Origin of the sequence: Candidatus Limnocylindrus sp. (assembly GCF_040397235.1) — a bacterium.
GTDB lineage: Bacteria > Chloroflexota > Limnocylindria > Limnocylindrales > Limnocylindraceae > Limnocylindrus.
In genome coordinates this window covers 54,297-79,325 of sequence record NZ_JBBAWH010000004.1, presented here as the reverse complement: position 1 = coordinate 79,325, position 25,029 = coordinate 54,297, and the positions used below count along the sequence as shown (strand labels likewise).

The window sequence follows — 25,029 nt, the reverse complement described above, 5'->3', positions numbered from 1 at the left end:
TGGGCTGATGGCCTACCGGAAGAGGTCCCAATCGGGGGGCATCAGGCTCGACCGGGCGCTCCCATCCTCTGCGACCTGAGGGTGTGCACCGCGGATCAGGGCGAGCGGACGACGGGCGGTCTTGCCGAGGGCGAGTTCGGCAGTAGCGGCGATCTGGTCGGCAACCGCGCGCACCGTTGCCGCCATCATCCGCCCATCGGCGTCGGGCTTGCCGCGCAGATCCTCAAGTGCCGCAATGCCAGCCACGCCAATCGCAACATCGGTGATACCGAGGCGCCACGGGCGGCCGAAGGAGTCGGTGATGATGACTCCGGGCGCCACGCCGGTGCGCAGGCGGATCGCCTCGCGAATCGCACGCGCCGAACCATCCGGATCGCGCGGCAGGAGTGTGACGACCTCGCCACTGCGCGGGCCAACGTTGCTGGCGTCAACGCCAGAGTTCGCGAGAACAAATCCGTGCGCGGTCTCGGTGATGATCACGCCGCGATCCATGCGCACGACGCGCACCGCCTCTTGCAGCACCACTTCGACCTGGCGCGCATCGCGACCCCACTTCGCCGCGTACTCCACCGCCTCTGGTCGTGGCGTGATGGTGGTCAACTCAACGATGGCCCCCTCCGCTTTGGAGACGATCTTCTGGGTAACGGCGATTACATCGTCGCCGCGCAGTCCGCCAATCGCGCTCGTCGCTGCGATCGTCGCCACGCAGCTGGCGATCATGGCTGGCAGGTCGTCGCCCGGTTGGATCTCGCCGAGCCCGTCAATGGGGAGTGCGAGCAGGCCCTCGGTCGGCGTTGGTGTGGCTGCTGTCCGCTCGCGCTCCATGGCGATCTGCAGGTCTTTGGGGGTATCAAGGTCGGCGGCGAGTGGTGAGCTGAGCGTCTCCACCGCGCCCCCATCGCGGCTCAGCTCGTTGCGATGCGCCGCTGCACTGTTCGCTCCGAACTGCGGCGTAAAGGTGTGCGGGAGTGGCACCAAGATGGCCGAGGTTCCGCCATCTGGTGATGCGAGGAGGCCTGGCTGTGACCCCGACCAACCGCTCAGGAGCGCATCGATGTTTGCCGCCGAAATCTCGGCAAGGTCCACCGGCAGAATCAGCACCGCAGATGCGCCGCTCGTTGCCGCGTGGCGTACGCCGAGTGAGATAGCCACATTGAGGTCAACGCCACCGTCATCGAGTGCCTCATGCCCGCCACTGCGCGCAAGGGCGCGGGCGAGTGGATCGGGCGAGACCAGGATGACGCCGTGGAGGCTCGCGGCGCGGCCGAGCGCCAAGAGGGTGCGCTCAAGCAGGCGTGCAGAGAACTCGCGCCGCTCCTCCTCACTGAGGAGTGGCGCCATGCGCGACTTCGCCGAGTCGATGGAGCGGAAGGGGAGTACTGCGGTGACGGTCACGAAACGGCGAGGACGGCGCGTGCCACGGCGAGGCGCGCAGCATCGTCAGACATCACGATCGGCGCAGCAACGCTCTTGCGGACGTGTGGTGTGAGTGCGGCGGCAAGCGCAGGCGTGAGGTCCGACGTCTCAACAAGGAGCGCATCCATCAGTCCAGTCAGATGCTTGGCGACACCCGCTGGTGAGACGTCGAGCCCTGCGGCGGCGAGCATGCGATCGGCCGGCCCCTTCAGCGCCTTTCCGCCAACAATTGGCGAGACTCCCACAACGAGTGCGCCACGAGAACGTGCCGAAGCGATCGCCTCGCGGATGCCAGGGATAGCGAGAATCGGGCTAATCGAGATCAGCGGATTCGATGGTGCAATCACGATGCGCTCGGCAGTGGCGAGGGCACCGAGGGTTTCAGCGGTCGGGCGTGCCGCCTCGGCGCCGTCGAAGGCAACCTCAAGAACCTCAGGCTTCGCCTGAGCGCCGACAAACCACGGCTGGAACTCCATCCAGCCATCTGGAGTGCGCAGGCGCGTGCGCAGTGGATCGTCGGTCGCCATCAGGATCGGCGCTTCGCTGAGTCCGAGCTTGCGCTGGATCTCGCGATTCACCTCCGTCAGGCGCCCGCCAGCGCGCAGCTGCGCGGTGCGATGAATGTGGAGGGCAAGATCGCGATCGCCAAGCCGGAACCAGTCAGGTGCGCCGATCTTGCCGAACTGCTCGAGGGCATTCCAGGTCTCACCGGCGAGACCCCAGCCGCGCTCGCGGTCGCCGAGATCGGCGAGGGTATAGAGCAGGGTGTCGTGGTCTGGGCAGATGGTGAGACCGTGCAGCTCGAAATCGTCGCCCGCGTTCGCGATGATCGAGAGATCTCCAGCCGGGAGTGCTGCGCGGAGGCCGTGGGCGAGCTTCGCTCCGCCAACGCCACCTGCCAGGAGTGCGATGCGCGGGCTCACGCGCTAAGTGCGGGGAGCACCTCGCGCCCGAAGGCGGCGGCCCATTCGGCTTGGTTCCGACCCACGTTGTGCAGGTAGATCTTGTCGAAGCCCATGTCGAGGTAGCGCTGAATCGTCTTGCGGTGCGTCTCAAGATCACTGGAGATCACCATGCGCCCAGCAAAGTCCTCTGGTCGCACGAGCTTTGCCATCTGCTGGAAGTCGGAAGGGTTGCGAATATCTTGCTTCGGGAACTTCATCCCGCCGTTCGGCCACTCGCGTAGGGCGTTGGCAAGTGCCTCCTCATCGGTTGGAGCCCACGATAGGTGTAGTTGCAGAATCTTCGGCATGGTGTCTGGGTTCTTTCCAGCTGCGCGCGCCCCTTCGGCGAACTTGTCGAAGACGGTTTGAATCTTCTCGTCGGCAGCGCCAACCGTGATGATGCCGTCGCAGAGTTCACCCGTCTTCTTGGCGGTGATTGGACCGGCGGTCGCCACGTAGATTGGTGGCGGGGCAGGGGGGAGCGTCCAGAGGCGCGTGCTCTCCAGCTGATACCAGTGACCGGAGTGCTTCACCTCCTTGCCGGTGAAGAGCTTGCGGATGATTTCGATCGCCTCGAACATTCGTGCGATGCGCTCGCCAACTTCAGGCCAGTAGCCGCCAACGACATGCTCGTTGAGTGCCTCACCAGAGCCGAGGCCGAGCCAGTGGCGACCCGGATACATCGCTTCGAGTGTTGCCGAAGCCTGCGCGACCGTTGCCGGATGCATGCGCCAGCCTGGGCAGGTGACGCCAGGGCCAACGTCACCCTTGGTGCGTTCGGCAAGCAGTGTCATCACGTTCCACACAAATGGCGCGGAGCCCTGCTCGGGCACCCACGGCTGGAAGTGATCGGCGGCCATGACGCCGCTGAAGCCTGCCTGCTCGGCGGCTACGGAGTAGCCAACGACCTCGGTCGGACCGAACTGCTCGAGCATTGCGGCGTAGCCAATCTTTGCGGCGCCAGTTCCCATAATCACTGATCCCCCTTCGTCTGATCGGCGGCAGGAGTGCCGCTTGCAAAAACGCTCTCAGCGTAGATCTCGATAAGAATACGTTGCTGGGAGCGGAAGACCTTGATGTTCCTGGCGAGCGCAGCGGGATCAGACAGGTAGCGTGCCGCCATGCGCCCGATCTGCACCTGGGCGCGCTCCTGGCCGTCATCGAGGCGAGCCCGCCCCAGGATCTGCACATAGTCGTACTCGTCCTCGACCATGAAGGAGCAGCGGGGGTCGCGGCGGAGGTTTGCCGGCCAGCGGCGCCCCTCGGCGCTATTGACCAGGATCGTGTCGCCCGCAAGCTCGTACCAGACCACCGCGGCGAAGGGGGCCCCATCGGCGTCAATCGTCGAGAGCGTGCCGAAGCGTGGTCGGTCGAGAAAGGTCCGAATAGCGAGATCCTGGATTCCTCTTGGGCTCATGAGGCGTACGCTACACGCAACGGAGCCCGCCGTCCTTAAGGTGGGCCCAGAAGTTGCGGAGGTGCTCCATGGCCCAGATCCACCTACACGCCGAGAGCGGCGACTACGCCCCAATCGTCCTCATGCCGGGAGACCCGAACCGCTCCAAGCGGATCGCAGCGCGATTCGATGGCGGACTCGAGAAGGCGAAGCTCGTCAATGAGCATCGTGGCCTCCTCGGCTACACGGGAACCATCAACGGCGTGCCGGTGAGCGTGCAGACGACGGGGATGGGGACGCCAACAACCAGCATCGTGATGGAAGAGCTGCTGAATCTCGGTGTTGAGACGTTCGTGCGCATCGGCACCTGCGGCGGCTTCCTGCATCTTGAGACGGGTGATGTGATTGTCGCCTCGGCTGCGGTTGCAAGCAGCGGCATCGGACCAATCCTTGGATTCGACGAGCCGACTGCGCCAACGGCCGACTTCGATGTGACGAACGTCCTTGTCGCCGCCGCAAAGGCCGAGGGCTTGACCACCCATGTTGGACCGATCGTCACCTCTGACGTCTTCTACGATCCGAATCCGGCCGGCACAGCTCGATGGGGTGCACGCGGCTATCTCGGCGTAGAGATGGAGTCAGCCGCAATCTTCTTGCTAGCGATGCGCGAGCGTGCCAAGGGTCGACCAGTTCGCGCCGGAACGATTCTCACCGTGTCTGACACGATCCGCGATGCGAAGGTTGTCGCCGAGGCCCGCAAGGGTGGTAGTGAGCCGTGGTACCGACTCCCTGAAGATGAGTTGATCAAGCGCATTGACCTAACGATCGGTGCTGCGCTGAAGGCCGCCGAGACGCTCGGCGCTCGCTAGCCCGCTCACCCGTGACGCGAACTGCGCCGCTCACAATCGGCGTCGCCCTCGGCACCATCGGCCTCGAAGGAGATGCGTGGTTGCGCGCCGCTGCGCGGCTTGCAACAGCGCCGATTGATCGCATCTGGATCTGGGATCACCTTATGGGGCGTGGCGCGCCGGAGCGCCCGGTGCTTGAGGCAACGAGCCTCGCCGCCGCAGCCCTCGCGCTGAATCCGAATCTGCGCGTCGGCACGCTGGTGCTCGATGTGACGAAGCGGCATCCAGCGCTCACCGCAAAGATTGCGGCGACACTCGACGCGATCGCTCCGGGGCGATTCACGCTCGGCGTTGGTGCTGGCGGTGATGCTGCAGAGCACGATGCGCTGGGCATGCCCTACGGCGAAGTGGGGGAGCGCATCGCGGCGCTGACCGAACAGGTTGCGGTTGCGCGCGCAATGCTGGGCGGCGATCCGCTCGAGCGACTCACGTTGACCGCGCCAGGAAGTCTGAACGGTGCGGCGAGTGCCCCACGTCCAGGCGCCCGTTTGCGCCTGCTGATCGCTGGCGACCATCCGAGCTCGATCAGCCTTGCGGCCTCTTTTGCCGATGAGTGGGTGGCCCCAGCAGAAACATTTGCTGCAGGGCTCGCGCAGCTGCGCGAGCGCGAACGCGCCGCTGGTCGCGCCGAACCGCCGGTGCGCACGCACCTGCTGCACCAGCTGAGTGCGAGCGAGCGACTAGTCGATTCGCCGTTCGGAGGAGATCCGCAGGGGGTACTTGCAGAGGCGCGCGCGGCCGGTGCCGATGGACTAATCGTCACGGTGCGCACCGAACGCGATGCCGAAGAGGCGCTCCAGCTTCTGGCGAAACTGCGATGATGTCCGCATGAGCGAAACACCGGTGCGCAACCAGATGCAGGCGTGCGTTCGCTGCGGCGCGCCTGTCTCGTTGCAGACGGCACTCTGCGAGCGCTGCAACCCACTGGGCCTTGCGCAGCCAGCAGCGAGCCAGGCGCACGGCACCGTCTTTCTCGGCATCGGGGCTGCGGTGCTCCTTCTGGCCTCCCTCGCAGGGAGCGCGTCACGAGGGATCGGCCCATTCACCGTTGCGATGAGCGCCGCCGACTCAGTGCCTGGTGGACTCGCCGTGGCGATCACGGTCACGAACACAGGAGCTACCGCAGGATCCGCCACCTGCCAGGTCACGACGAGCGAGATCGGCAGCGCCGGCCTCTCCGAGATCATCTCCACGCCGCGCATTGAGCCGGGGGCAACGGCCACCCTCGATCGTCAGCTCAAGAGCTTCGGCAGCGACCCCATCCCACTCGAGATCTCCTGCGGGAACTAGTTCGCCGTCGAGCCCTCTTCAAGGATGCGCTTCAGATGGCGCAGATCCGAACGAAAGATCGCACCGAGGATTGGCCGCTGAACGAATCCTCCGATGTTTGCAAAGAGCGGCGGCCGTAGGTACTCCATCCAATTGATGAGCGTGTGCTCTGCATCAATCTCTGTGAAGCGCAGTAGCCCCTCGCCAACAAACTTCCCCTCGTGCCGAATCGCGAAGGTGCTCGGTGGGTCGAACTGGGTGATCACTACATCGTCGGTCGTCGAGATGCCGAAGATGCGTACGGTGGCGCGACCGCGCGACCCGGGCTGAACCGGTGGTGGCGTGAGCATCTCAACGCGCTTCATCTCGTGCATCCATTCGGGCTGACGCGCAATGTCTGAGGCGTAGGCCCACACGGCGGAGCGCGGTGCTGCAATCTCAATCGTGAGGTTGATCTCGGGGCGTCGGATCGCACCTGAGTTGATGAGTCGCCCGAGCAGTAGTTCAACGACTACGGCACCGATGAGGCCGAACGCAGCGATCAAGAGCAGTGTCATTAGATAAGTACTCCGCCCGCAGACTCAATCTCTTGCAGTGCTGCGGCGGTGTCGCCTTCGCGCAGCTCAACGCCGGCGGTTGCGGCGACGGCTACCTCAACGGTGAATCCCGTGGTGAGCGCATCGAGTGCGGTTGCCTTGACGCACCAGTCGGTCGCAAGGCCACAGACCGTCACGAGCGTCACACCAGAGCTGTGAAGGAGCGCCGCAAGTTCGGTGGAGCGAACCTCACCGGTGATCGGATTGCGCAGCGAGAAGGCGCTGTAGCCATCCTCGCCGGCGACCCCTTTGCGAATCACCACATCGCCGGGCCGTTGCGCCAAGACCGCCTCGGGCAGGAGTTCGGCCCCTGGGCTCCCCGCGACGCAGTGCACCGGCCAGGTGCCGCCCTGTGGGGCGAAGTGCGGTGTGCTCTCAGGGTGCCAGTCCTGGCTCCACACCACGAGCTCGCCGTGGGCCCGGGCGCGCTCAACGAGGCGCAGCACGTGGGGGAGGGCGGCGTGGGCACCGGCAACGAAGAGGCTCCCCGAGGGGTCGCCGAAGTCGACCTGCAGGTCGACGATCAGAAGAGCACGCTGCGGTTTTGCCATACCCGCATCCTCGCACGGGGCGCTACCCTTGTGGAATCGTGCGAACCTTTGACTTCCTTGAGCAGATCCCCGACGCCGACCCAACGGAGACGGCACGCCTGATCGGCGAGATCGAGCGGTCTATCGCTGCTCACGGCCCTGAGCGCGCCAAGCTCCTGCTGATGCGCCTCCTCTCGCGAGCGCGAGACCTTGGCGTCGATCTCCCCACCCTCGTCACCACGCCGTACATCAACACCATCAAGACGAGTGACGAGCCCGCCTTCCCTGGCGACGAGGCGATGGAGACGCGCATCCGACACATCATCCGCTGGAACGCCGCCGCCATGGTGCTTCGCGCAAACAAGACACACGCGGGCATCGGCGGACACCTCGCCACCTACGCCAGTGCGGCGAGCCTTTATGAGGTCGGTTACAACCACTTCTTCCGCGGCAAGCAGGGAGGCGCGGGCGATCAGATCTTCTATCAGGGGCATGCCGCCCCTGGCATCTATGCGCGCGCCTATCTCGAGGGGCGCATCAACGCTCCGCAGCTCGACCGCTTCCGCCAAGAGACGGCCGGACACGGCGGCCTCCCCTCTTACCCGCATGCACGCCTATTGCCCGACTTCTGGGAGTTCCCAACCGTCTCCATGGGCCTCGGCGGCATCGGGTCGATCTATCAGGCGCGCTATAACCGTTACCTCCACAACCGCAGCCTCACCGACACATCGGGGAGCCGCGTTTGGGCCTTCTTGGGTGATGGCGAGATGGATGAGCCTGAGTCCGCTGGCGCGCTGACCCTTGCAGCACGCGAAGGGCTCGACAACCTGACCTGGGTGGTGAACTGCAACCTGCAGCGACTTGACGGCCCGGTGCGCGGCAACGGCAAGATCATCCAGGAGCTCGAGGGGCTCTTCCGCGGCGCTGGCTGGAACGTGATCAAGGTTATCTGGAGTCGCGAGTGGGATGAGCTCTTGGCGAACGATGCTGGCGGGCATCTGGTGCGCAAGATGGACTCGACCGTAGATGGCGAGTTCCAGAAGTACATCGTTGCCGGTGGCGCATACATCCGCGAGCACTTCTTCGGCCCAGAGCCAGAGCTCGGCGCGCTTGTAAAGCACCTCTCTGACGATGATCTGGTGCGCCTCCGCCGCGGCGGTCACGACTACCGCAAGATCCATGCCGCCTACGCCTCAGCCGTCGCGCATAAGGGTGCTCCGACGGTGATCCTGGCGAAGACGGTGAAGGGCTACTCACTTGGGGCTTCGGTTGAGGCCACGAATGTGACGCACCAGGCGAAGAAGCTCTCTGAGGCGGAACTCCTCGCCTTCCGCGATCGACTTGGACTGCCGATCCCTGACGAGAAGATCCCCGAGGCTCCGTACTACCACCCTGGTCCAAACAGTCCAGAAGCTAGGTACATCAATGAGCGCCGGGCAGCACTCGGTGGCCCGCTCCCAACGCGTGTCGTGCATCCGGTGACCTGGAGCGCGCCAGAGGTGGCGGTCGATGCCGAGTTCGCCGCGGGCAGTACTGTGCCAGTCAGCACCACCATGGCGTTCGCCAAGCTGCTGCGCAACCTGTTGCGCGATCCACACATCGGCCAGCAGATCGTGCCGATCGTTCCAGACGAGGCGCGCACCTTCGGCATGGATCCACTCTTTAAGCAGAGCGGCATCTATGCGCCGTTCGGTCAGCGCTATGAGCCGGTCGACTCTGAGTTGCTGTTGAGCTATCGCGAGTCGCAGAGCGGTCAACTCCTCGAAGAGGGGATCACCGAGGCTGGCTCCATGGCCTCGTTCCAGGCGGCCGCGACGGCTTATGCCACGCATGGTGTGCCGACGATTCCGTTCTATGTCTTCTACTCCATGTTCGGCTTCCAGCGCGTGGGCGATCAAATCTGGCAGGTGGGCGATGCACGCGGCCGCGGCTTCTTGATTGGTGCCACGGCCGGTCGTACGACACTCGCCGGCGAGGGGCTGCAGCACGACGATGGCCACTCGCAGATGATCGCGCATCTGCATCCGCATGTCGCCGCCTACGACCCGTCATTCGCCTATGAGATGGCGGCACTGATTCGCCGCGGCATGGATCGCATGCATGGCGGGCGTGAAGACATCCTCTACTACATGACGATCTACAACGAGAATCAGGCGCAGCCGGCGCGACCCGAGGGGACACATGTCGATGAGGGGATTCATCGCGGCCTCTATCGCTTCGCCGAGGCTGATGCCAGCGCGAGCGGACCAATCGTTCGCCTCTTCGGCTCGGGCGCGATCATGGGCGAGGTGCTCGCCGCGCGCGACCTGCTGCGTGAACGGTTCGGCGTGCGTGCCGAGATCTGGTCCGCCACCTCGTATTCAGAGTTGCGCCGCGAATCGCTCGTTGTTGAGCGCTGGAATCGACGCCACCCGGAGAGTGCGCCGCGAACCTCGTGGATGCAGGATCAGCTCGGCAGTGGCGGTGCGCCGATCGTTGCCGCCAGCGACTGGGTGACCGCGCTCCCTGACCTTCTCGCCCCCTGGATCGATGTGCCGTATCTGGTGCTCGGTACCGACGGCTTCGGTCTGAGCGATACCCGCGAGGCGCTCCGTGAGTTCTTCTCGGTCGACGCCAAGCACATCACCGCCGCCGCGATGGTGGCCCTGGCGCGTGGCGGCGAGCGCACGCCGGCCGAGGCGGCCGCGGCGATCAAGGAGCTCGGCATCGACCCTGATCGCCTCCCGGTCTTCGTTCTCGACCGCTAGATAGCGATACAGGACAAGGTCACTTGTCGTATTAGACAGGTGCGGTTGACCTTTTCGATATTAGATGGCATCATCTTCTTGAGCGTGCGCAGCAAGAGTGCGCAGCAGCTGTGAGAGGGGGATTCGCATGGAGAGCATCTTCGCCTGGGGCCTTGGAGGGCTACTCACCGGACTTCGTGAAGGGGTCGAAGCGGCACTCATCGTTGGCATCATTGCGAGCTACCTCGTAAAGATCGGCCGCGCCGATCGACTCGGCAGCCTCTGGTTTGGCGTCATCACAGCCATCCTCGCCTCCGCCGCAGTGGGCGGTATTGCATTCGTGGCCCTCGGGAGCCTGCAGGGGACCGCCGAGCAGATCATCGCTGGCACCACCTCGCTCCTTGCCGTGGTGATCCTCACCTACATGCTCTTCTGGATGCGCAAGCAGGCCGTCACCCTCGGCGCCGATCTTCGCAGTGGCGTTGATCGCGCAGTCGCCTCTACATCGGTGTTGGGACTCAGCCTCCTCGCCTTTACCGCGGTCATTCGCGAGGGGTTTGAGACTTCGCTCTTCCTGCTCGGCCAGACGACTGCAGCGGCGGGGGAGGGACTCCCTGTCATGCTTGGTGCCGTGGTCGGCCTACTGATTGCCGCCGGCATCGGCGTGTTGATCTTCCGTGCTGGATTGCGACTCAACTTGAGCTCCTTCTTCAACCTCACTGGCGCCGCCCTCGTGGTGATTGCCTCGGGCCTCCTCTCATACGGAGTCCATGAGTTCATTGAGGTTGGCTTGCTGCCAGGCCTAGTCACGCCGATCTACGACATCTCTGCCGTCTTGCCGCACAAAGAGGGGATCGGTCAGTTCTTGCGCGCCATCGTTGGCTACAGCTCAACTCCTGAGCTAACAACGCTACTCGCGCAAGGGGCATACCTCATCTTCGGCCTCTTCTTCTATGTGCGCCCGGTGCGACGAGCCGCTGCAGCCCGCGCCGCCACCGCAGCCTGACCGGCGCGCGCAGGCTTCGCGCGCCATGATGTGCTGATGTCGATACTTCACGTTGAGGGACTCTCGCACTCGTTTGGCGATCGCCCCGTGCTGCGCAACCTCTCGCTCTCAATCGCCGCAGGCGAATCGGTGGCGCTCTTGGGCGCCAACGGATCAGGAAAGTCGACGCTCTTACGCCTTGTGGCCGGACTCCTCACCTCTACGGCTGGGCGCGTTGCACTCGTTGGGAGCGCGGCTGCCGCCGGTCGACCAGAGGTCGGCATCGTCTTTCAAGAGTCACGACTCCTTCCATGGCGCACGGTGCTACGTAATGTGACGCTCCCACTGGAGCTGTCCGGCGAGTCGCTCCCGAGCGCGCGAACTACCGCTGAGGCGGCACTCAAGCGCGTTGGGGCTGGCGGGCTGCTCGACCGCAGCCCTGCCGAGATCTCAGGTGGTGAACGTGGGCGCGTGGCGCTGGCGCGTGCACTGGTGCGACAGCCGTCGCTCCTGCTGCTCGACGAACCGTTCGCCGCGCTCGATGCCATCACGCGCGCCCGCCTCGACGATGAGCTCCCCGAGCTGGTTGCAGGGGCGGCGACGCTGCTCGTGACGCACGATGTCGCCGAGGCGCTGCTCGTTGCCGACCGTGTGTTGATGCTCGGCGCCGACGGTGCGATTCACCTTGAGGTTCCAGGCTTGCGCAGCCTGCCTGCAGCTGAGCGCCGCGCCGCGCTCCTCTCACCGGACGGCACCGCGCGACAGACGCGCCTCTACGCCGCACTCGATTCGGTGTCGCATGCATAGGCTGAGTCAGATCACCCCCGTCGCCGTGGCCGCACTCTTGCTGGCGGCGTGGGAGTTTGGCGTACGCGCCGCCGCAGTGCCGCAGTTCATCTTGCCTGCGCCATCAGTGATCGCGGTGCGATTCGCCGAGGCGTGGGCTGACGGCACCATGCTTCGCCATCTCGTGCCCACGGTGACCGAGGTGACGATTGGTGGTCTGCTCGGTGGGGCGCTCGGCCTACTGATCGGTTTGACGCTTGGTCTCTCGGGTTCGGCTCGCCGTGTGGTCAGCCCCTACCTCGTTGCGGCGCAGTCAACGCCGATCCTCGCCCTCGGACCGGTGCTCGTGCTCTGGCTCGGGCCAGGGCTCACGGCAAAGGTCGCCGTCTGCGCACTGATCACCCTCTTCCCTGTTGCGATCTCAACCCTGGTCGCCGTGCGCGATGTCGATGCGGGAACCCTTGAGCTGATGCGGTCACTCGGTGCAACGCGCTGGCAGAGCCTTCGCTATGCACGCCTTCCTGCGGCACGCAGCGGCATCCTTGCTGGCGCACGCGTTGCCGCAACGCTGGCCGTGGTCGGCGCGATCGTTGGCGAGTGGCTTGGTGGAACCGCAGGACTTGGCGTGCTGCTCAACCTTGCCCGCGGTTCACTCTTCGACACGCCACTCCTCTTTGCGGATCTGTTACAAATCGCGATCGTTGGCGTGAGTGCGTATGGACTCGTACTTTTTGTTGAGCGAGTATTATCAAAAAAGATCGCCTGATGCGATCGCAAATGTAGGGGGGGTTAACAATGAATCGGATTTTGGTTGCACTGCTCAGTTCTCTCGCGCTGCTGATCACTGGCTGCACATCGAGTGCATCGCCGACACCATCAGCATCACCTTCAGCTTCGGCGACGGCAGTGCAGCTCACGGTTGGCCTCGGCTACATCCCCGGAGTGCAGTTTGCCCCCTTCTATTTGGCACAGCAGAGCGGCGCATATGCCGCCGCAGGCCTCGATGTGACGCTGCAGAACCAGATCGATCCTGACCTGATCAGCCTTGTAGGGAGTGGCGGACTTGATCTGGCCCTCGCCGACGGCACCAGCATGATCCCCGCCGTCTCACAGGGGATTCCCGTTCGCTATCTCGCCACCATCTACGGCGTGCTGCCGAACGTTGTGATCGCACGAACCGATGCGGGCATCATGAGCCCAGCCGACTTGGCGGGTAAGCGCGTTGGCACGCCAGGCCAATACGGTTCGGGCTATCTGACGCTGCTCGGCATCCTTGACCAGGCATCGCTCAGCATTGGTGATGTATCGCTCGACCTCTACCCAGATTTTGGGCAGACGCAGGCACTGATTAGCGGTGCCGCCGATGCAACAACCGGATACGCCAACAACGACCTTGTGCAGGCACAGGCGGCAGGCATTGAGGTAGAGGTCTTCTACGCATCCGCTGCGGCGCCATTCGCAGGGCCTGGAATCATCTCCTCACCAGCGACGATTGAGAGCAAGCGTGATGCGATTCGAGCATTCATTGCCGCAACGCTTGAGGCGATGCGACAGATTGCGGCGGACCCAGAGCTCGGCGTCGACGCTGCAGCGAAGGTTGTCCCTGAGGTTGCAGCGACCCCTGAGGCCCGCGCCAAATCGCTCGCCGTCATGCAGGCAACGGTCGGCGTCTGGGCAGGTCCACTACAAGAGAGCGCCGGCTACGGGGCAATTAGCGTTGAGGGCTGGGAGACGTCGATCAGCTTCATGCGCTCAATCCCTGGGCAGACGGTGCTCGACGGACTGAAGGCGAGCGATATCGTCGACGAGTCGCTACTCCCGTAACCTGACCGCCTCTAGACGAGCGGCCACGGGAGTGGCGGCCAATCGGGGCTCGGTTCTGGGAAGCAGCCGGTCGCAGCGAGGTCGCTGAGGCGCGCCGCTAGCTCATCAATCTCCTCTCCGTCGAGGAGTGGGGAGAGTTGCGCGCGTAGCTCTCCGTCTGCGGCCAGCCCCTGAAGGCCGCGCGCAATGACGAGCTGCTCCTCTTCGGTGAACGCTTTGCTGCGCCACGCCCACAGCACGGTGCGCAGCTTCGGCTCAACGGCGAAGGTGACGCCGTGGTCGACGCCAAGGATGCGCCCGTCAGGGAGGGGGAGGATGTGCCCACCCTTCCGGTCGCCGTTATTCACGATCGCGTCGAAGAGGGCGAGGTGACGCAGCCCCTCGTCTGAGGCGTTGACGAGATCAACCGCGCGATGAACTCCAACATGGTCAATCCAGAGTTGCACGGCACCCTCGCCGGCAGGGCCGTCGCGCAGGATCGTGGGCGGCACGACGCCAAGCGCCAGCGCCTCACTCACAAGATATGCAGCGGTCTCGCGCGCCGCGAGACTCCCCTCGGGGAAGTCCCAGAGCGGCGCCTCGCCGCGGATCGGCTTGTAGATCACCTGGAGCCCACCATCGATCTCACAGAGGAAGCTGGCGTTGCTCGCCTGCGCGATGCGCCCGATCGGTTTGAGTTCGGGCGAGAGGCGCATGAGGCGAAGCGCCTCGTCAATCTCAACGAGGCCTGAGGTGGTGGGGAGCGCCCCATGCCAGTTCGGTGCCGCTGCTGCGCCCGTCACCTCAGTTGAGGAGGGCGGCCTTGCGTGCGCAGCGGTGCCCACGCGGATCGAGCGGCACGCCACAGTTCGGGCAGATCGGTCGGCCCGCAGCGGCGAGCTGCAGGGCGTTCTCGGCGAATTCAAGGGCCGAAGCAACGCTGAGTGCTACGCGCAAGACATCGGGGCCTTCGGGTGCGTCGTTGATTGGTGGTGGAGCGGAGGCATCTTCGACACTCATGTCGTCACGGAACTCGAGGATGAGGCGCGTGAGCAGTGGATCCCAGGCGAGGGCAATGGTGCCGACGCGGAACTCAGCGGTGAACGGCTCGGCGAGTGCCGGCAGCTTTCGCGGTAGCGGTAGTGGCGCACTTGGCAACTGCACGCTGCCGCCCTCACTCAGGTCTTTCAACATCTCAACGATCCTGTGCGCGAGCACGGCAATCTGGCTCTTCTCAACGACGACAGTTGCGGCGATGCCGCCGCCGATTGCCTGAAGGTGAAAGATGCGCTGCCCAGGCTCACCAATAGCGCCAGCAATGAACTGGTCGGGTGGATCGAAGCGGATGATCCTTCGCGGCATCAGCGCTCTCCGCGCAGTCGTCCAAGGAGTGACGGCTTTTTTGGTTTCTCAGCGAGGCCGGCGGCTGCACCTTCGGCTGATAGATTCACGCGCACCACCGTTGGGCGCTCGCCGCTGTAGCGAATGACGGTGATGCTGGCCGGATCGATCGCGATGCGCTGGAAGAGGTCGAGTGGGGTGCCGAGTGCGTCGGCAACAATCGCCTTAATGATGTCGCCGTGGCTGGCGCAGAGCCACGTCTCGTCGTCGCTGAATCGCCCATCAATCTCGCGGATCGCCTCAACTGCGCGCGCCGAGGCGGCGCGGAGTGATTCGCCATTAGGGAAGACCATCGCCGATGGCTGGCGCTGCACGATGCTCCAGAGTGGGTCCTTCATTAGCTTGCGAAGCTCCTTACCCGACCAGTCGCCGTACTCCACCTCGGTGAGGCGCTCGTCAACCACGATGTCGGGGCGAGACTTAACGCTTGGGCCGCGCATCGAACGGACCGCTTCGGCAGTCTCAAGGCAGCGCTGCATTGGTGAGGAGACGATGCTATCGATCTGCACCGCACTCAGCGCCTCGGCGAGCGCCGCCGCCTCTTTGCGACCGGCTGGGCTGAGCGGGATCCCCTTGATGCGACCGCTCAGCTTGGTTCCGGTCTCGGCGGTGCGCGCGTGGCGAACGAGAATCAGGCGTGCCATCGGTCAGTCGAAGTGCTCGAAGAGTGGTGGGTAGCTGAGATCAATGGAGCGATTCTTGCCGCCAACCTCGGTGAGTGGCACCTCAACGATTGCACCGCCCTTCAGTGCGACCATCACGCCGAGTCGACCAGCCTCAAGCGCCTCTACTGCGGCGACGCCGTAGCGTGTGCCGAGCACGCGGTCCGCGGCGGTCGGTGCGCCGCCGCGCTGCAGGTGGCCCAGACGGGTGCAGCGCACCTCGAGCCCGCTGCGCTCTTCAAGGATCGTGGCGAGCGCATCGCCAACGGCGACCTTGTCGAGCCGTGGGTGGCCGAACTCATCAAGCGGCACCGATGTGGTCGTTGAGCCTGCGGCGGGGAGCTTCACACCCTCGGAGACGACGATGATCGAGCTGCCGTCGCCGATCGCGCGGCGCGCCTTCAGTTTGGTGACGAGTTCGTCAAGCGCTGCGGCGGTGAACTCCACCTCAGGGATCAGAATCGCGTGCGCGCCACCGCCAAGCCCGCCCCATGCGGCGACCCAGCCTGCGTCGCGACCCATCACCTCAACGACGGCGACACGGTGATGCGATGCGGTGGTGGTGGCGATGCGGTCGAGCGCCTCGGTGACGATGTTTGCTGCGGTGTCGAAGCCGAGGCAGCCCTCGGTCCCCCAGACGTCGTTATCCATCGTCTTAGGGATCGCATTAACTGCTGCGCCACGCTTGGCGAGGCCGGCAGCAACGGAGAGGGTGTCGTCACCGCCAATGGCGATCAGGGCGTTGAGGCCGAGCGCGCGCATGTTCGCCTCGGCGGCATCGAGGCCACCCTCGCGCTTCAGCAGATTCGTGCGGCTAGAGCCGAGCATCGTGCCCCCCTGCGCCTGGATGCCGTGCACGGCGGCGCGGTCGAGCGGTCGCGTGAGTGGGGCGCCAACCGTTGCGAGCCCCTTCCAGCCATCGAGGATGCCAACTACTTCATGGCCGCCCGCGGTGGCGCGGTGTACCACGGCACGAATCGCAGGGTTCAGCCCTGGGCAGTCGCCGCCACCGGTCAAGACGCCAATCTTCAGGCGTCCGCTCATCGGCTCGGTCCCGTCATCTTCTCTGGCCGAACGATCTCATCGAACTGCTCGGCGCTGACGTAACCAAGCTCAAGTGCCGTGTCGCGCAGCGTTGCGCCGCTGGCGTGTGCGCGCTTGGCGATCTCCGCCGCCTTGTCGTAGCCGATCAATGGCGTGAGCGCCGTCACCAGCATCAGCGAGTCGTTGAGCAGTTCGGTGATGCGTGCCGCGTCTGGCTCGGTGCCGGCGAGGCAGTGATCGGCGAACGATCGAGCAGCGTCGCCAAGCAGGCGGATCTGCGCCAGCAGGTCGAGCGCGATCAGCGGCTTGAAGACGTTGAGCTGGAAGTTCCCCTGGCTTGCGGCGAAGGCGATCGCTGCGTCGAGCCCGTAGATCTGCACGCAGACCATTGTCAGCGCCTCGGCCTGGGTTGGGTTCACCTTCCCCGGCATGATCGAAGAGCCTGGCTCGTTCTCGGGGATGCGCAACTCACCAAGTCCGGCGCGTGGGCCAGAGGCGAGCCAGCGCACATCGTTGGCGAGCTTCATCAGTGTTGCGGCGGTGGTGCGCAGTGCAGCGGATGCCGCGAGTGTTGCCTCCTGCCCAGCGAGTGCGGCGAACTTGTTCGGCGCGCTGACGATCGGCTCGCCGGTCAGCTTCGCGATAGCCTTGGCGGCGCGCTCGGCGAATTCGGGGTGGCTGTTAAGGCCGGTCCCAACGGCGGTGCCACCGAGGGCGATGGCGCGGAGCTCACCCTGCGCAGCCTTGATGCGGGCGATGTCACCCGCGAGCGCTGCAGCATGGGCGCCGAACTCTTGGCCGAGGGTGAGCGGCACCGCATCTTGCAGATGGGTGCGGCCAATCTTCACGATGCTGCTCCAGGCGGAGGCTTTTGCGCTGATGGTGGCGTGTAGGTGCCGCAGTGAGGGGAGCAGCGTCTTGCTGAGGGCGAGCGTTGCAGCGATGTGTAGCGCACTCGGGAAGGCATCATTCGATGACTGCGAGAGGTTGACGTCATCGTTCGGGTGAATCGGGCTCTTCCCGCCGCGCGTTCCGGTGGCGCTCTCGTTGGCGATCGAGGCGATCACCTCGTTCACATTCATGTTGCTCTGGGTGCCAGAGCCGGTCTGCCAGGTCGAGAGGAGGAACTCGCCGTCGGCGCCGCCGCTCGTCACAACGCTCGCAGCCTCGACGATGAGCTTCGCCTTATCGGCGGGGAGGAGTCCGAGTTCGGCGTTGACGCTCGCCGCCGCGCTCTTGATGGTGGCGAGGGCGTGGATCACCTCAAGGGGCATACGGTCGTTGCCGATGGCAAAGAGGTGCAGGGAGCGGGCCGTCTGGGCGCCCCAGTGCTGGTCGGCTGGAACCTCGATCTCACCGAACGAGTCGCGCTCCGTGCGAGTCTTCTTTGCGTTACTCATTGCCGCCTCCGATATGGGCGCAGCGCGCCTCTCCTGTCAGTGTAGGATCGCACGCATGAGCTTGGAGCAGGAGGGCCTGGCCCCCTTCACGGCGAGCGACGGGGCGACGCTCTTCCGACGCGTCTATGAGCCCGCAGGGGAGCCGCTCGGCGAGCTCCTCTTTGGGCACGGGCTCGGGGAGAACTCCAGCCGCTACATCCAGGCGGCACGCGCCTTCGCCACTGCTGGCTGGCGTACAACTACGTGGGATCTACGGGGTCACGGACGCTCCGAGGGGCCTCGCGGCTACGTGAAGGAGTTTCGGCGCTTCCATCTCGACCTTGCGGAGCAGGTGAGCGAGCTGCAGCGCACAGGGCGGCGAGTAGTTGTCGTCTCGCATAGCCTCGGCGGCCTCATCGCCTTCGGCGCCGTCGCCGCGGGGCTCATGAAGCCCGACTACCTCGTTCTCTCTGCGCCGGCACTTGAGGCTCGTATGGCGACCTGGAAACGCGTCGCTGCGCCAATCTTGTCGCGCGTTCTTCCTATGCTGCGAATTCCAACAGGGATCGGTGTCGACACTAGCCCTGGACAGCGACTTCAAAATCTTGATCCAGGCGCCCCTGAACATCTATACGAGGCAACGACACGTTTTGGCAACGAAAGCTTTCGCGCGCAAAAGGCGGCACGTGCCGTTGTCGCTGCTGGCGGCAACTTCCCAGTGCCAACGCTGGTGACGCAGGGTGAGGGCGATACGCTGGTGCGGCCAGAGTGGACAAAGCCGTTGGCAAGCCTCGGCAACATTGAGTACCTAACGTTGAAGGGGTTTAATCACCATCCGTTTGCAACGCTTGCCTACCAGGTTGCCGTTGATGAGATCTTGCTGCGAATCGGACGTCGCTAAGTAGGCCTAGTACTCCTGCCCGAGTGCAGCGCGTGCCTTCGCCGGATCATCAACAACAAAGGCGAAGGTCGCTCGCTCGCCCCATCGCCCCATGAAGAGGTGCCCGTAGACGTTCACACCTGCGGCGGCGAGACGATCGAGCACTGAGAGCATGCCGCCCGGCTGGTCGTCGACTTCGGCAAGCACGGACTCACTCTCGATGAATGTGTAGGAGCCAGCCTCTAGTACCGCGCGCGTCTTGACGTCGTCAGCGGTCTTCAAGATGACGTGGCCGACTTCGCCGATTCCACCGCCACCGATGGCCTTGAGGTCGACCCCCTGGCGCTCAAGCTCACGGCAGAGCGCGGCGAGCGCCCCAGGCTTGTGCGTAAGTTGGACCACGAACTGATGTGCCATGTGTTGAGGGTAGCGCGCGCCGCCGCGCTTCGCTAGGGGCAACCAGCGCGACGAGGCACCCCACGCAGGGGGCGGCGGCGGTAGGCTCAGGGGGAGCCCCGCCCGGGGCAGAGCTGTAGGAGGGTTGAGATGCGAGCGTGGAAGCAGATCATCAACGGTAAGTCGGTAGCGGCAAAGTCGGGGAAGAGCATCTCCGTCGAAGACCCGTCAACGCGCGAGGTGCTGGGCACTGTTCCACAGAGCGGTCGCGCCGATGTTGATGCTGCAGTGGCCGCGGCCGCGGCGGCCTTTCCAGCATGGAGCGCCACCACCCCCGCCGAGCGCGCACTCGCGCTGTTGAAACTCGCCGACGCCCTTGAGTCGGCGAAGCGGAAGTTTGTGAAGGCTGAGTCCGAGAACGCTGGCAAGCCAATTAGTGCGGTCGGCATTGAGGTTGATGCGGTCGTCGACAACCTGCGCTACTTCGCTGGCGCTGGACGCAACATGGAGGGGAAGGCTGTCGCCGAATACTTGCCAGGGCGCACCAGCATGATTCGCCGCGATCCGGTCGGCGTTGTCGCGTCGATCGCGCCGTGGAACTACCCGCTACTGATGGCCGGCTGGAAGATCGGCCCGGCGCTCGTCACAGGGAACACCGTTGTCTTGAAGCCATCGGCGCGCACGCCGATCACAGCGCTGATGCTTGGAGCACTCGCACAAGAGTTTCTCCCTGCCGGCGTCTTGAACGTGATCACTGGCACTGGCGATGAGGCTGGTGCGTATCTTGCGCAGCATCCGGGCGTTGGGATGGTCTCGGTGACTGGTGACACCGCCACGGGGAAGCGCATCGCCGCGGCAGGGGCTGCAACGGTGAAGCGACTCCACCTCGAGCTTGGCGGCAAGGCGCCCGTACTTGTCTTTGACGACGCCGATGTTGATCTTGTGGCGAGCACGATGCGTGCCGCCAGCTTCTGGAATGCGGGGCAGGACTGCACCGCAGCCTGCCGCATCATCGCTGGTCCAAAGATCTACGAGCGCCTCGTTGATGCACTCATTAAGCAGGTGAAGACGATCAAGGTCGGGCCGACCAGCGACAAGGCGACCGAGATGGGACCGCTGATCAGCGCAGCGCAACGCACGCGCGTGGACGGCTTCGTGCAGCGAGCGAGCAAGAAGGCTGAGGTCGTCCTCGGCGGCAAGAGCGTCGCCGGAAAGGGCCACTTTTATCGCCCAACGATCATTGCTGGGCCAGCGCAGAGTTCCGAGATCGTGCAGGACGAGGTCTTCGGGCCAGTCGTCTCGGTGCAGCGCGCCAAGAGCGCAGAGCAGATCCTGGAGTGGGCAAACGACTGCCAGTTTGGTCTCGCCTCGTCACTCTGGACGAGCGATATCGCCCGAGCCTTCAAGGTGAGCAAGGCGCTGCAGTTCGGCACCGTTTGGGTGAACGATCACTTCACGCTGGCGAGCGAGATGCCGCACGGCGGCTTCAAGCAGTCCGGCTACGGGAAGGATCAGTCCATGTACGCCCTGGAGGACTACACCGTGGCGAAGCACATCATGGTGCGGAGCGAGTAGGGCGATCCCCATCGGGCTGATGCCGTAGGCTGCACCAGATGCAGCACGACACCCCAACGCCACCCCCGTTTGAAGAGGGGCTCCCGCAGGAGCTCTGGTTCAGCGTTGACGTGGAGTGCTCAGGCCAGACACCACTAGATGGGAGCCTGATCAGCATCGGCGCCTGCCTCGTCGACGACCCGAAGAAGCGCTTCTACGTGGAGCTACGCCCCGATCCAACGAAGGGGTGGGGCCATAAAGAGGAGCGCGTGCACCGACTCTCGCGGGCTCACCTTGAGGCGAACGGGATTGATCGCCTCGAAGGGGTGCGCCAGTTCGCCCTCTGGGTCCGCGCCACCGCCGAGGCGACCGCACCAGAGTCGAGCCCGCTCTTCGTTGGCTTCAACACGCCATTCGATTGGATGTGGCTCACCATGGCGTTCACCGAGGCCGGCGTAAAGAATCCGTTCGGCATGTCAGCAATGGACCTAAAGAGCGTCTACTACACCCTGCATGGCGGCGAGAACCTGACCTGGAAGAAGACGGTGAAACGATTCGTGCGCCAGGTGTACCCAACCGATCTTGTCGCCGATCATCACGCCCTCGCCGATGCGATCGAGCAGGCGGAGCTCGCGCGCGACCTGCGCAGCAAGGCGCTCAAGAATCGCATTCCGCCAACAATCCCCGAGCGACGATGACGAAGGCCGCGCGGGGCGCGGCAGCCCAGCCACTCGATCAGGAGTTTATTCGCAAGGTCAACCGTGCCCTGCTTGCCTGGTACGCCGCCACCGCGCGACCGTTGAAGATCCGCGAGCGCTCCGACCCGTATAGCGTGCTGGTGAGCGAGGTGATGGCGCAGCAGACGCAGATCTCCCGCGTTGATCAGTTGGCGACCGCATTCCTTGCACGATTCCCAACGCTCGAGTCGCTCGCAGCGGCTGAGACCGCCGATGTGCTGGTTGCCTGGAAGGGGCTCGGCTACAACCGACGTGCGTTGGCGCTGCAGCGCGCCGCCGCTGCCGCTGTTGCGGCTGGCGGTCTGCCATCAAACGTCGATGCGCTGATGGAGCTCCCGGGCATTGGCCCGTATACGGCACGCGCCGTTGCTGCGATCGCGTTCGGCGGTCGCGAGATTCCCGTTGACGTGAACATTGCGCGCATCGTTGCGCGACTGGTCGACGCAGATGCGCCGCTGTCACCGCGTGAGGTGCAGGTGCACGCCAACGAGTTTGGTGGCGAACTTGCAGATGGCGAGGCTGGCGCGTGGGCGCAGGCGGCAATGGATCTGGCCGCCTCAACCTGTCGCGCCGCTGCGCCGAAGTGTGGCGAGTGCCCGCTGCGCGAGTACTGCCCATCAGCGGGTCGCACCTTCGCCAAGGTTCCACGCGGCAGCGAACCGCGAACCCCCTTCACGAAAACGGTGCGATGGCTGCGCGGGCGCCTGCTCGATGAGTTGCGCGAGGCCGGTCGCGCAGGCGTGCGAATCGCTGGCGAGCGTGGTGAACACAACGAAGCGGCGGTCGCGGCTACCATCAACAAGATGGTCTCCGAGGGGCTCGCTGAGTCGCTGGGAGGGGATCGCTACCGTCTGCCGCATCGCGGCGACTGAGGGGAGGGTCGTGGACGACCTTGAGCTGCTGAATCAGATCTTCGAAGAGACCCTGACCGAGCAGGAGGGGCTCCCGTTCGTCGCTCGCTTCCGTGAGGCCCTTCACGCCAAGAGCGCCGTTGATTTCAACCTGACCGCAGCCTCAACTGAGCAGTACGTCGAAGTTGAGCGCATCGTGCGGGCGCTGACGCTGCGCTTCCGACTCACCAGCCTGGTTGAGGAGCGCCGCCGTGCCGCACAACTCAGTGCGAACGCGCATCCGACCGCCGCCCCAGGGCCCGGCAGCTTTGACGCCGCGCTCGCCGATCTTGCCGCCGCGGGGCTTGCTCCAGCAGAGATTCGTGCCGCCGCGGCACAGGTCAGCTACCTGCCCGTCCTTACCGCTCACCCGACCGAGGCGCGCCGCCGCACGCTGATCGATACGCTCAGTCGCATCCGCACCCTGCTCGACCGACGTGCGCTTGGCGGCACCTTCGCCGCCGAGGTTGATCTGCGCCTGCGCGAAGAGATGACCAATCTGTGGCGCATGGGCGGCATTCGCACCCGGCGTGTCACCGCCCTCGATGAGGTTCGCTCAGCGCTGGTGCACTTTGATGGCACGATCTTCCGACTCGTGCCACGACTTCTGCGCAGCCTCGACGATGCGCTCGGCCGCCTTGAGAAGGCCACCGCACCATCGGGGCTCCGCGCGCCGTTGCCGCTGCCAGCACTGCGCTGGGGGACGTGGATCGGTGGCGATCGCGATGGCAACCCGAACGTCATCGCCGAAACGACTCGCGAGGCGATGCGCATCCAGGCCGACCACGCGCTGCGCGCCCTCGAGGCGGTTGCCTCGCGACTGATGATGTCCATCTCCGCAACGGTTGATGGCGGCGAGCAGGACGGCGCACTCGGCGCATCACTCGTTCGTGACGCCAAGGATCTTGGCGAGATCGAACGCATCCTCTTGCAGCGCTTCCCAGATGAGCCGTATCGACGCCGCCTCGGTGCCATCGCGAAGCGCATCGCGCGCACCCGTCGCGCGCGCATTGAGGGGGGCAGTGAGGCAGGCGGCTATGCAACACCCCAGGTGCTTGTCAACGAGTTGCGCGAACTTCGCGCGAGCCTCGTCGCCGACGGGCTAGAGCGTTCGGCGTATGGCGAACTGCTCGAGTTTGAGTGGCAGGTCGAAGCCTTCGGATTCCATTTTGCAATGATGGAGATCCGCCAGGCGCGTGGCGCGCACCATGCGGCGATCACACATCTCACTGCAGAGCTGGGCAAACCTGGCGCCACCGCCGCGCTAGAGTCGGCCAAGGTCACAAGCGCACTGGCACACGAGGTGGTTCCGGCTGTGACGGTTGGTGAGGTGCTGGCGACGATTCGCGTTGCTGCGGAGATCCAGCGCACGCACGGCGAGGAGAGCCTCGGTCGCTATGTGATTAGTGGCTTTGAAGGGGTCGATGACCTGCATGAGCTCATGGCGCTCTTCGCCTGGGCAGAGGATCAACGCATCGGCTTTGAACTTACGTCGGGGGCTGTTGCAGGCTCACCGAAGGTTGACATCGTGCCGCTGCTGGAATCTGCGCGCGTGCTGGAGCGCGCCGCTGATCTGGTTGATGAGATCGTTGCGAACCCGGTGCTGCAGGCGCGCATCGTGGAGCGCGGCCGGCGCCTCGAGGTGATGCTCGGTTACTCCGATACGAATAAGGAGTCAGGCTACCTCTCGAGCGTCTGGTTGCTGCATGTGGCTGAGGCGGCACTCGTAGAACGTGCCAACGCACACAACCTAAAGCTCACCCTCTTCCATGGACGCGGTGGTGCAATCGGTCGCGGCGGCGGCCCAACGCATCGCGCGATCTTGGGGCAACACCCAGCCGGCCTGCTCGGCGACTTTAAGGTGACGGAGCAGGGTGAGGTGATCGCCTCGCGCTACTCCGATCCTGCGATCGCGTTTAGCGAGGCGGAGCAGATCATCTCGGCGCTGCTGACCATGCGCAGCCCGCTCGCCGAGCAGCGACGCGCAGAGTGGGAGGGGGAGTTTGCCCCCGCCGTTGGCGCCGTCGCCCAAGCAGCACGCGACACGTATCAGCAGCTGATCCCGAACGACCCCGCATTTGAGTCGTTCTTTCGCGCCGCCACACCGATCGCCGAACTGGGCGGGTTGAACCTCGGCTCACGCCCTTCCGTGCGCGGGGGAGTGGCGAAGGGCGGCTCGGGTCTCACCAGCCTGCGCGCTATCCCATGGGTCTTCTCATGGAGTCAGGCGCGCGTGAATCTCCCTGGCTGGTACGGACTCGGTGCGCTGCGCGCAACGCTCGACGACGCCACAGCTATGGCCACGCTGAGCGAGGCGTATCGACGCTGGCCCTTCTTCCAATCGATTGTCGACAACGCGGCGATGATCCTCGCCAAGTCCTCACCCGAGGTCGCTGAAGAGTTCGCCGCGCTTGGTGGTGTCGGGAGTGATGCTGATGCGACGAGGGTCTGGGCGACGATCGTGGCCGAGCGCACCGCCGCTGGCGAGGCGCTACGACGCATCACTGGCACAGCCGAACTGCTCGCCAGCGACCCAGAGTTACGCGCCTCCATTGAGGGGCGTGCCCCCGAGGTGAACGCCCTCTCACGGGTGCAGGTGCAACTCCTTCGCGCACTGCGCAGCGCCACCGATGAGGGTCAGCGCGCCGAGCTCTCACACCTTGTTCGCCTCACGGTCAGTGGGGTCGCCGCCGGCCTGCGCAACACCGGCTAGCCACACGTCTATCC

Annotated in this window: 25 protein-coding genes; 13 read left to right on the top strand and 12 right to left on the bottom strand. The window is 64.9% G+C overall.

The window, feature by feature from the left end; genetic code table 11:
- Window positions 1–12 precede the first annotated feature (12 nt).
- Genes cofE through AC3LB0_RS04455 form a run of 4 tightly spaced genes read right to left on the bottom strand, consistent with a single transcriptional unit; the run spans window position 13 to window position 3,777 of the window.
- Window positions 13–1,395 carry a coenzyme F420-0:L-glutamate ligase gene (cofE, locus tag AC3LB0_RS04470; protein WP_488649965.1) on the bottom strand — a complete coding sequence of 461 codons (1,383 nt, stop codon included), beginning with the start codon at window positions 1,393–1,395 and terminating at the stop codon, window positions 13–15.
- The gene (gene cofD / locus AC3LB0_RS04465; protein ID WP_488649964.1) at window positions 1,392–2,339 is read right to left on the bottom strand and encodes a 2-phospho-L-lactate transferase; all 948 of its coding nucleotides are present in this window, start codon (window positions 2,337–2,339) and stop codon (window positions 1,392–1,394) included. Before cofD ends, cofE begins: the two co-directional genes overlap by 4 nt.
- On the bottom strand, window positions 2,336–3,331 hold the full coding sequence (locus AC3LB0_RS04460) for a TIGR03557 family F420-dependent LLM class oxidoreductase (RefSeq protein WP_488649963.1): 996 nt from the start codon (window positions 3,329–3,331) through the stop codon (window positions 2,336–2,338). Before AC3LB0_RS04460 ends, cofD begins: the two co-directional genes overlap by 4 nt.
- A gap of 2 nt (window positions 3,332–3,333) precedes the next feature.
- Window positions 3,334–3,777: a TIGR03618 family F420-dependent PPOX class oxidoreductase gene (locus AC3LB0_RS04455; protein ID WP_488649962.1), complete on the bottom strand. Its 444-nt coding sequence runs from the start codon at window positions 3,775–3,777 to the stop codon at window positions 3,334–3,336.
- A 68-nt stretch (window positions 3,778–3,845) separates the two neighbouring features.
- On the opposite strand from AC3LB0_RS04455, the gene AC3LB0_RS04450 reads away from it, so the two are divergent.
- The 3 genes from AC3LB0_RS04450 to AC3LB0_RS04440 are packed head-to-tail and all read left to right on the top strand — an operon-like array spanning window position 3,846 to window position 5,954.
- Window positions 3,846–4,625 (top strand): phosphorylase family protein, encoded by a 780-nt coding sequence (locus AC3LB0_RS04450; protein WP_488649961.1) that lies wholly within the window; start codon window positions 3,846–3,848, stop codon window positions 4,623–4,625.
- Between the two features lie 11 nt (window positions 4,626–4,636).
- Window positions 4,637–5,485 carry an LLM class flavin-dependent oxidoreductase gene (locus tag AC3LB0_RS04445; RefSeq protein ID WP_488649960.1) on the top strand — a complete coding sequence of 283 codons (849 nt, stop codon included), beginning with the start codon at window positions 4,637–4,639 and terminating at the stop codon, window positions 5,483–5,485.
- A 7-nt stretch (window positions 5,486–5,492) separates the two neighbouring features.
- Window positions 5,493–5,954 (top strand): hypothetical protein, encoded by a 462-nt coding sequence (locus tag AC3LB0_RS04440; protein ID WP_488649959.1) that lies wholly within the window; start codon window positions 5,493–5,495, stop codon window positions 5,952–5,954.
- Here the strand turns inward: AC3LB0_RS04440 and AC3LB0_RS04435 are convergent.
- Both AC3LB0_RS04435 and AC3LB0_RS04430 read right to left on the bottom strand, forming a co-directional pair.
- Window positions 5,951–6,490, bottom strand: coding sequence for an SRPBCC family protein (locus AC3LB0_RS04435; protein ID WP_488649958.1), 540 nt, complete (start codon window positions 6,488–6,490; stop codon window positions 5,951–5,953). The genes AC3LB0_RS04440 and AC3LB0_RS04435 overlap by 4 nt on opposite strands.
- Complete coding sequence (locus tag AC3LB0_RS04430; RefSeq protein WP_488649957.1) at window positions 6,490–7,080, bottom strand: isochorismatase family protein; 591 nt, start codon at window positions 7,078–7,080, stop codon at window positions 6,490–6,492. The genes AC3LB0_RS04435 and AC3LB0_RS04430 overlap by 1 nt, the downstream gene beginning before the upstream one ends.
- A 38-nt stretch (window positions 7,081–7,118) precedes the next feature.
- On the opposite strand from AC3LB0_RS04430, the gene aceE reads away from it, so the two are divergent.
- The 5 genes from aceE (at window position 7,119) to AC3LB0_RS04405 (ending at window position 13,380) form a co-directional block, all read left to right on the top strand.
- Window positions 7,119–9,806: a pyruvate dehydrogenase (acetyl-transferring), homodimeric type gene (gene aceE / locus AC3LB0_RS04425; protein WP_488649956.1), complete on the top strand. Its 2,688-nt coding sequence runs from the start codon at window positions 7,119–7,121 to the stop codon at window positions 9,804–9,806.
- Window positions 9,807–9,933: 127 nt separating this feature from the next.
- Entirely contained in the window at window positions 9,934–10,791 is an 858-nt protein-coding gene (locus AC3LB0_RS04420; RefSeq protein WP_488649955.1) for an FTR1 family iron permease, read from the top strand.
- Window positions 10,792–10,827: 36 nt separating this feature from the next.
- Window positions 10,828–11,577 carry an ABC transporter ATP-binding protein gene (locus AC3LB0_RS04415; RefSeq protein ID WP_488649954.1) on the top strand — a complete coding sequence of 250 codons (750 nt, stop codon included), beginning with the start codon at window positions 10,828–10,830 and terminating at the stop codon, window positions 11,575–11,577.
- Window positions 11,570–12,322: an ABC transporter permease gene (locus AC3LB0_RS04410; RefSeq protein WP_488649953.1), complete on the top strand. Its 753-nt coding sequence runs from the start codon at window positions 11,570–11,572 to the stop codon at window positions 12,320–12,322. The genes AC3LB0_RS04415 and AC3LB0_RS04410 overlap by 8 nt, the downstream gene beginning before the upstream one ends.
- Before the next feature lie 29 nt (window positions 12,323–12,351).
- On the top strand, window positions 12,352–13,380 hold the full coding sequence (locus tag AC3LB0_RS04405) for an ABC transporter substrate-binding protein (RefSeq protein WP_488649952.1): 1,029 nt from the start codon (window positions 12,352–12,354) through the stop codon (window positions 13,378–13,380).
- 11 nt (window positions 13,381–13,391) lie between these two features.
- Here AC3LB0_RS04405 and AC3LB0_RS04400 read toward each other — a convergent pair whose 3' ends face one another.
- From AC3LB0_RS04400 to fumC, 5 genes are read right to left on the bottom strand one after another with little or no spacing between them, the layout of a single operon-like run.
- Window positions 13,392–14,162, bottom strand: a complete 771-nt coding sequence (locus AC3LB0_RS04400; RefSeq protein ID WP_488649951.1) for an SCO1664 family protein — start codon at window positions 14,160–14,162, stop codon at window positions 13,392–13,394.
- A 1-nt stretch (window position 14,163) separates the two neighbouring features.
- Window positions 14,164–14,721 carry a DUF3090 family protein gene (locus AC3LB0_RS04395; protein WP_488649950.1) on the bottom strand — a complete coding sequence of 186 codons (558 nt, stop codon included), beginning with the start codon at window positions 14,719–14,721 and terminating at the stop codon, window positions 14,164–14,166.
- On the bottom strand, window positions 14,721–15,404 hold the full coding sequence (locus AC3LB0_RS04390) for an MSMEG_4193 family putative phosphomutase (protein WP_488649949.1): 684 nt from the start codon (window positions 15,402–15,404) through the stop codon (window positions 14,721–14,723). The genes AC3LB0_RS04395 and AC3LB0_RS04390 overlap by 1 nt, the downstream gene beginning before the upstream one ends.
- 3 nt (window positions 15,405–15,407) lie before the next feature.
- Window positions 15,408–16,454 (bottom strand): 6-phosphofructokinase, encoded by a 1,047-nt coding sequence (locus AC3LB0_RS04385; protein ID WP_488650039.1) that lies wholly within the window; start codon window positions 16,452–16,454, stop codon window positions 15,408–15,410.
- An 8-nt stretch (window positions 16,455–16,462) separates the two neighbouring features.
- The gene (fumC, locus tag AC3LB0_RS04380; protein WP_488649948.1) at window positions 16,463–17,866 is read right to left on the bottom strand and encodes a class II fumarate hydratase; all 1,404 of its coding nucleotides are present in this window, start codon (window positions 17,864–17,866) and stop codon (window positions 16,463–16,465) included.
- Between the two features lie 55 nt (window positions 17,867–17,921).
- Between fumC and AC3LB0_RS04375 the strand changes: the two genes are divergently transcribed.
- Window positions 17,922–18,746, top strand: a complete 825-nt coding sequence (locus AC3LB0_RS04375) for an alpha/beta fold hydrolase (RefSeq protein WP_488649947.1) — start codon at window positions 17,922–17,924, stop codon at window positions 18,744–18,746.
- Between the two features lie 6 nt (window positions 18,747–18,752).
- On the opposite strand, the gene AC3LB0_RS04370 is transcribed toward AC3LB0_RS04375, so the two are convergent.
- On the bottom strand, window positions 18,753–19,142 hold the full coding sequence (locus AC3LB0_RS04370; RefSeq protein ID WP_488649946.1) for a hypothetical protein: 390 nt from the start codon (window positions 19,140–19,142) through the stop codon (window positions 18,753–18,755).
- 129 nt (window positions 19,143–19,271) lie between these two features.
- On the opposite strand from AC3LB0_RS04370, the gene AC3LB0_RS04365 reads away from it, so the two are divergent.
- From AC3LB0_RS04365 to AC3LB0_RS04350, 4 genes are read left to right on the top strand one after another with little or no spacing between them, the layout of a single operon-like run.
- Window positions 19,272–20,696 carry an aminobutyraldehyde dehydrogenase gene (locus tag AC3LB0_RS04365; RefSeq protein WP_488649945.1) on the top strand — a complete coding sequence of 475 codons (1,425 nt, stop codon included), beginning with the start codon at window positions 19,272–19,274 and terminating at the stop codon, window positions 20,694–20,696.
- Window positions 20,697–20,734: 38 nt separating this feature from the next.
- Window positions 20,735–21,373: a 3'-5' exonuclease gene (locus AC3LB0_RS04360; RefSeq protein WP_488649944.1), complete on the top strand. Its 639-nt coding sequence runs from the start codon at window positions 20,735–20,737 to the stop codon at window positions 21,371–21,373.
- A complete protein-coding gene (locus AC3LB0_RS04355) occupies window positions 21,370–22,284 on the top strand; it encodes an HhH-GPD family protein (RefSeq protein ID WP_488649943.1) in 915 nt (304 codons plus the stop codon). Before AC3LB0_RS04360 ends, AC3LB0_RS04355 begins: the two co-directional genes overlap by 4 nt.
- A gap of 10 nt (window positions 22,285–22,294) precedes the next feature.
- A complete protein-coding gene (locus AC3LB0_RS04350) occupies window positions 22,295–25,015 on the top strand; it encodes a phosphoenolpyruvate carboxylase (protein WP_488649942.1) in 2,721 nt (906 codons plus the stop codon).
- Window positions 25,016–25,029 lie beyond the last annotated feature (14 nt).

Excerpts from the sequence above, each read along its gene's own strand:
- AC3LB0_RS04355 (WP_488649943.1), top strand. The coding sequence starts at position 21,370 with ATGACGAAGGCCGCGCGGGGCGCGGCAGCCCAGCCACTCGATCAGGAG.
- AC3LB0_RS04430 (WP_488649957.1), bottom strand. The coding sequence starts at position 7,080 with ATGGCAAAACCGCAGCGTGCTCTTCTGATCGTCGACCTGCAGGTCGAC.
- AC3LB0_RS04450 (WP_488649961.1), top strand. The coding sequence starts at position 3,846 with ATGGCCCAGATCCACCTACACGCCGAGAGCGGCGACTACGCCCCAATC.
- AC3LB0_RS04455 (WP_488649962.1), bottom strand. The coding sequence starts at position 3,777 with ATGAGCCCAAGAGGAATCCAGGATCTCGCTATTCGGACCTTTCTCGAC.
- AC3LB0_RS04440 (WP_488649959.1), top strand. The coding sequence starts at position 5,493 with ATGAGCGAAACACCGGTGCGCAACCAGATGCAGGCGTGCGTTCGCTGC.
- AC3LB0_RS04405 (WP_488649952.1), top strand. The coding sequence starts at position 12,352 with ATGAATCGGATTTTGGTTGCACTGCTCAGTTCTCTCGCGCTGCTGATC.
- AC3LB0_RS04365 (WP_488649945.1), top strand. The coding sequence starts at position 19,272 with ATGCGAGCGTGGAAGCAGATCATCAACGGTAAGTCGGTAGCGGCAAAG.
- AC3LB0_RS04390 (WP_488649949.1), bottom strand. The coding sequence starts at position 15,404 with ATGGCACGCCTGATTCTCGTTCGCCACGCGCGCACCGCCGAGACCGGA.
- AC3LB0_RS04435 (WP_488649958.1), bottom strand. The coding sequence starts at position 6,490 with ATGACACTGCTCTTGATCGCTGCGTTCGGCCTCATCGGTGCCGTAGTC.
- AC3LB0_RS04370 (WP_488649946.1), bottom strand. The coding sequence starts at position 19,142 with ATGGCACATCAGTTCGTGGTCCAACTTACGCACAAGCCTGGGGCGCTC.
- fumC (WP_488649948.1), bottom strand. The coding sequence starts at position 17,866 with ATGAGTAACGCAAAGAAGACTCGCACGGAGCGCGACTCGTTCGGTGAG.
- AC3LB0_RS04420 (WP_488649955.1), top strand. The coding sequence starts at position 9,934 with ATGGAGAGCATCTTCGCCTGGGGCCTTGGAGGGCTACTCACCGGACTT.
- AC3LB0_RS04410 (WP_488649953.1), top strand. The coding sequence starts at position 11,570 with ATGCATAGGCTGAGTCAGATCACCCCCGTCGCCGTGGCCGCACTCTTG.
- AC3LB0_RS04375 (WP_488649947.1), top strand. The coding sequence starts at position 17,922 with ATGAGCTTGGAGCAGGAGGGCCTGGCCCCCTTCACGGCGAGCGACGGG.
- AC3LB0_RS04415 (WP_488649954.1), top strand. The coding sequence starts at position 10,828 with ATGTCGATACTTCACGTTGAGGGACTCTCGCACTCGTTTGGCGATCGC.
- AC3LB0_RS04360 (WP_488649944.1), top strand. The coding sequence starts at position 20,735 with ATGCAGCACGACACCCCAACGCCACCCCCGTTTGAAGAGGGGCTCCCG.
- AC3LB0_RS04395 (WP_488649950.1), bottom strand. The coding sequence starts at position 14,721 with ATGCCGCGAAGGATCATCCGCTTCGATCCACCCGACCAGTTCATTGCT.
- AC3LB0_RS04460 (WP_488649963.1), bottom strand. The coding sequence starts at position 3,331 with ATGGGAACTGGCGCCGCAAAGATTGGCTACGCCGCAATGCTCGAGCAG.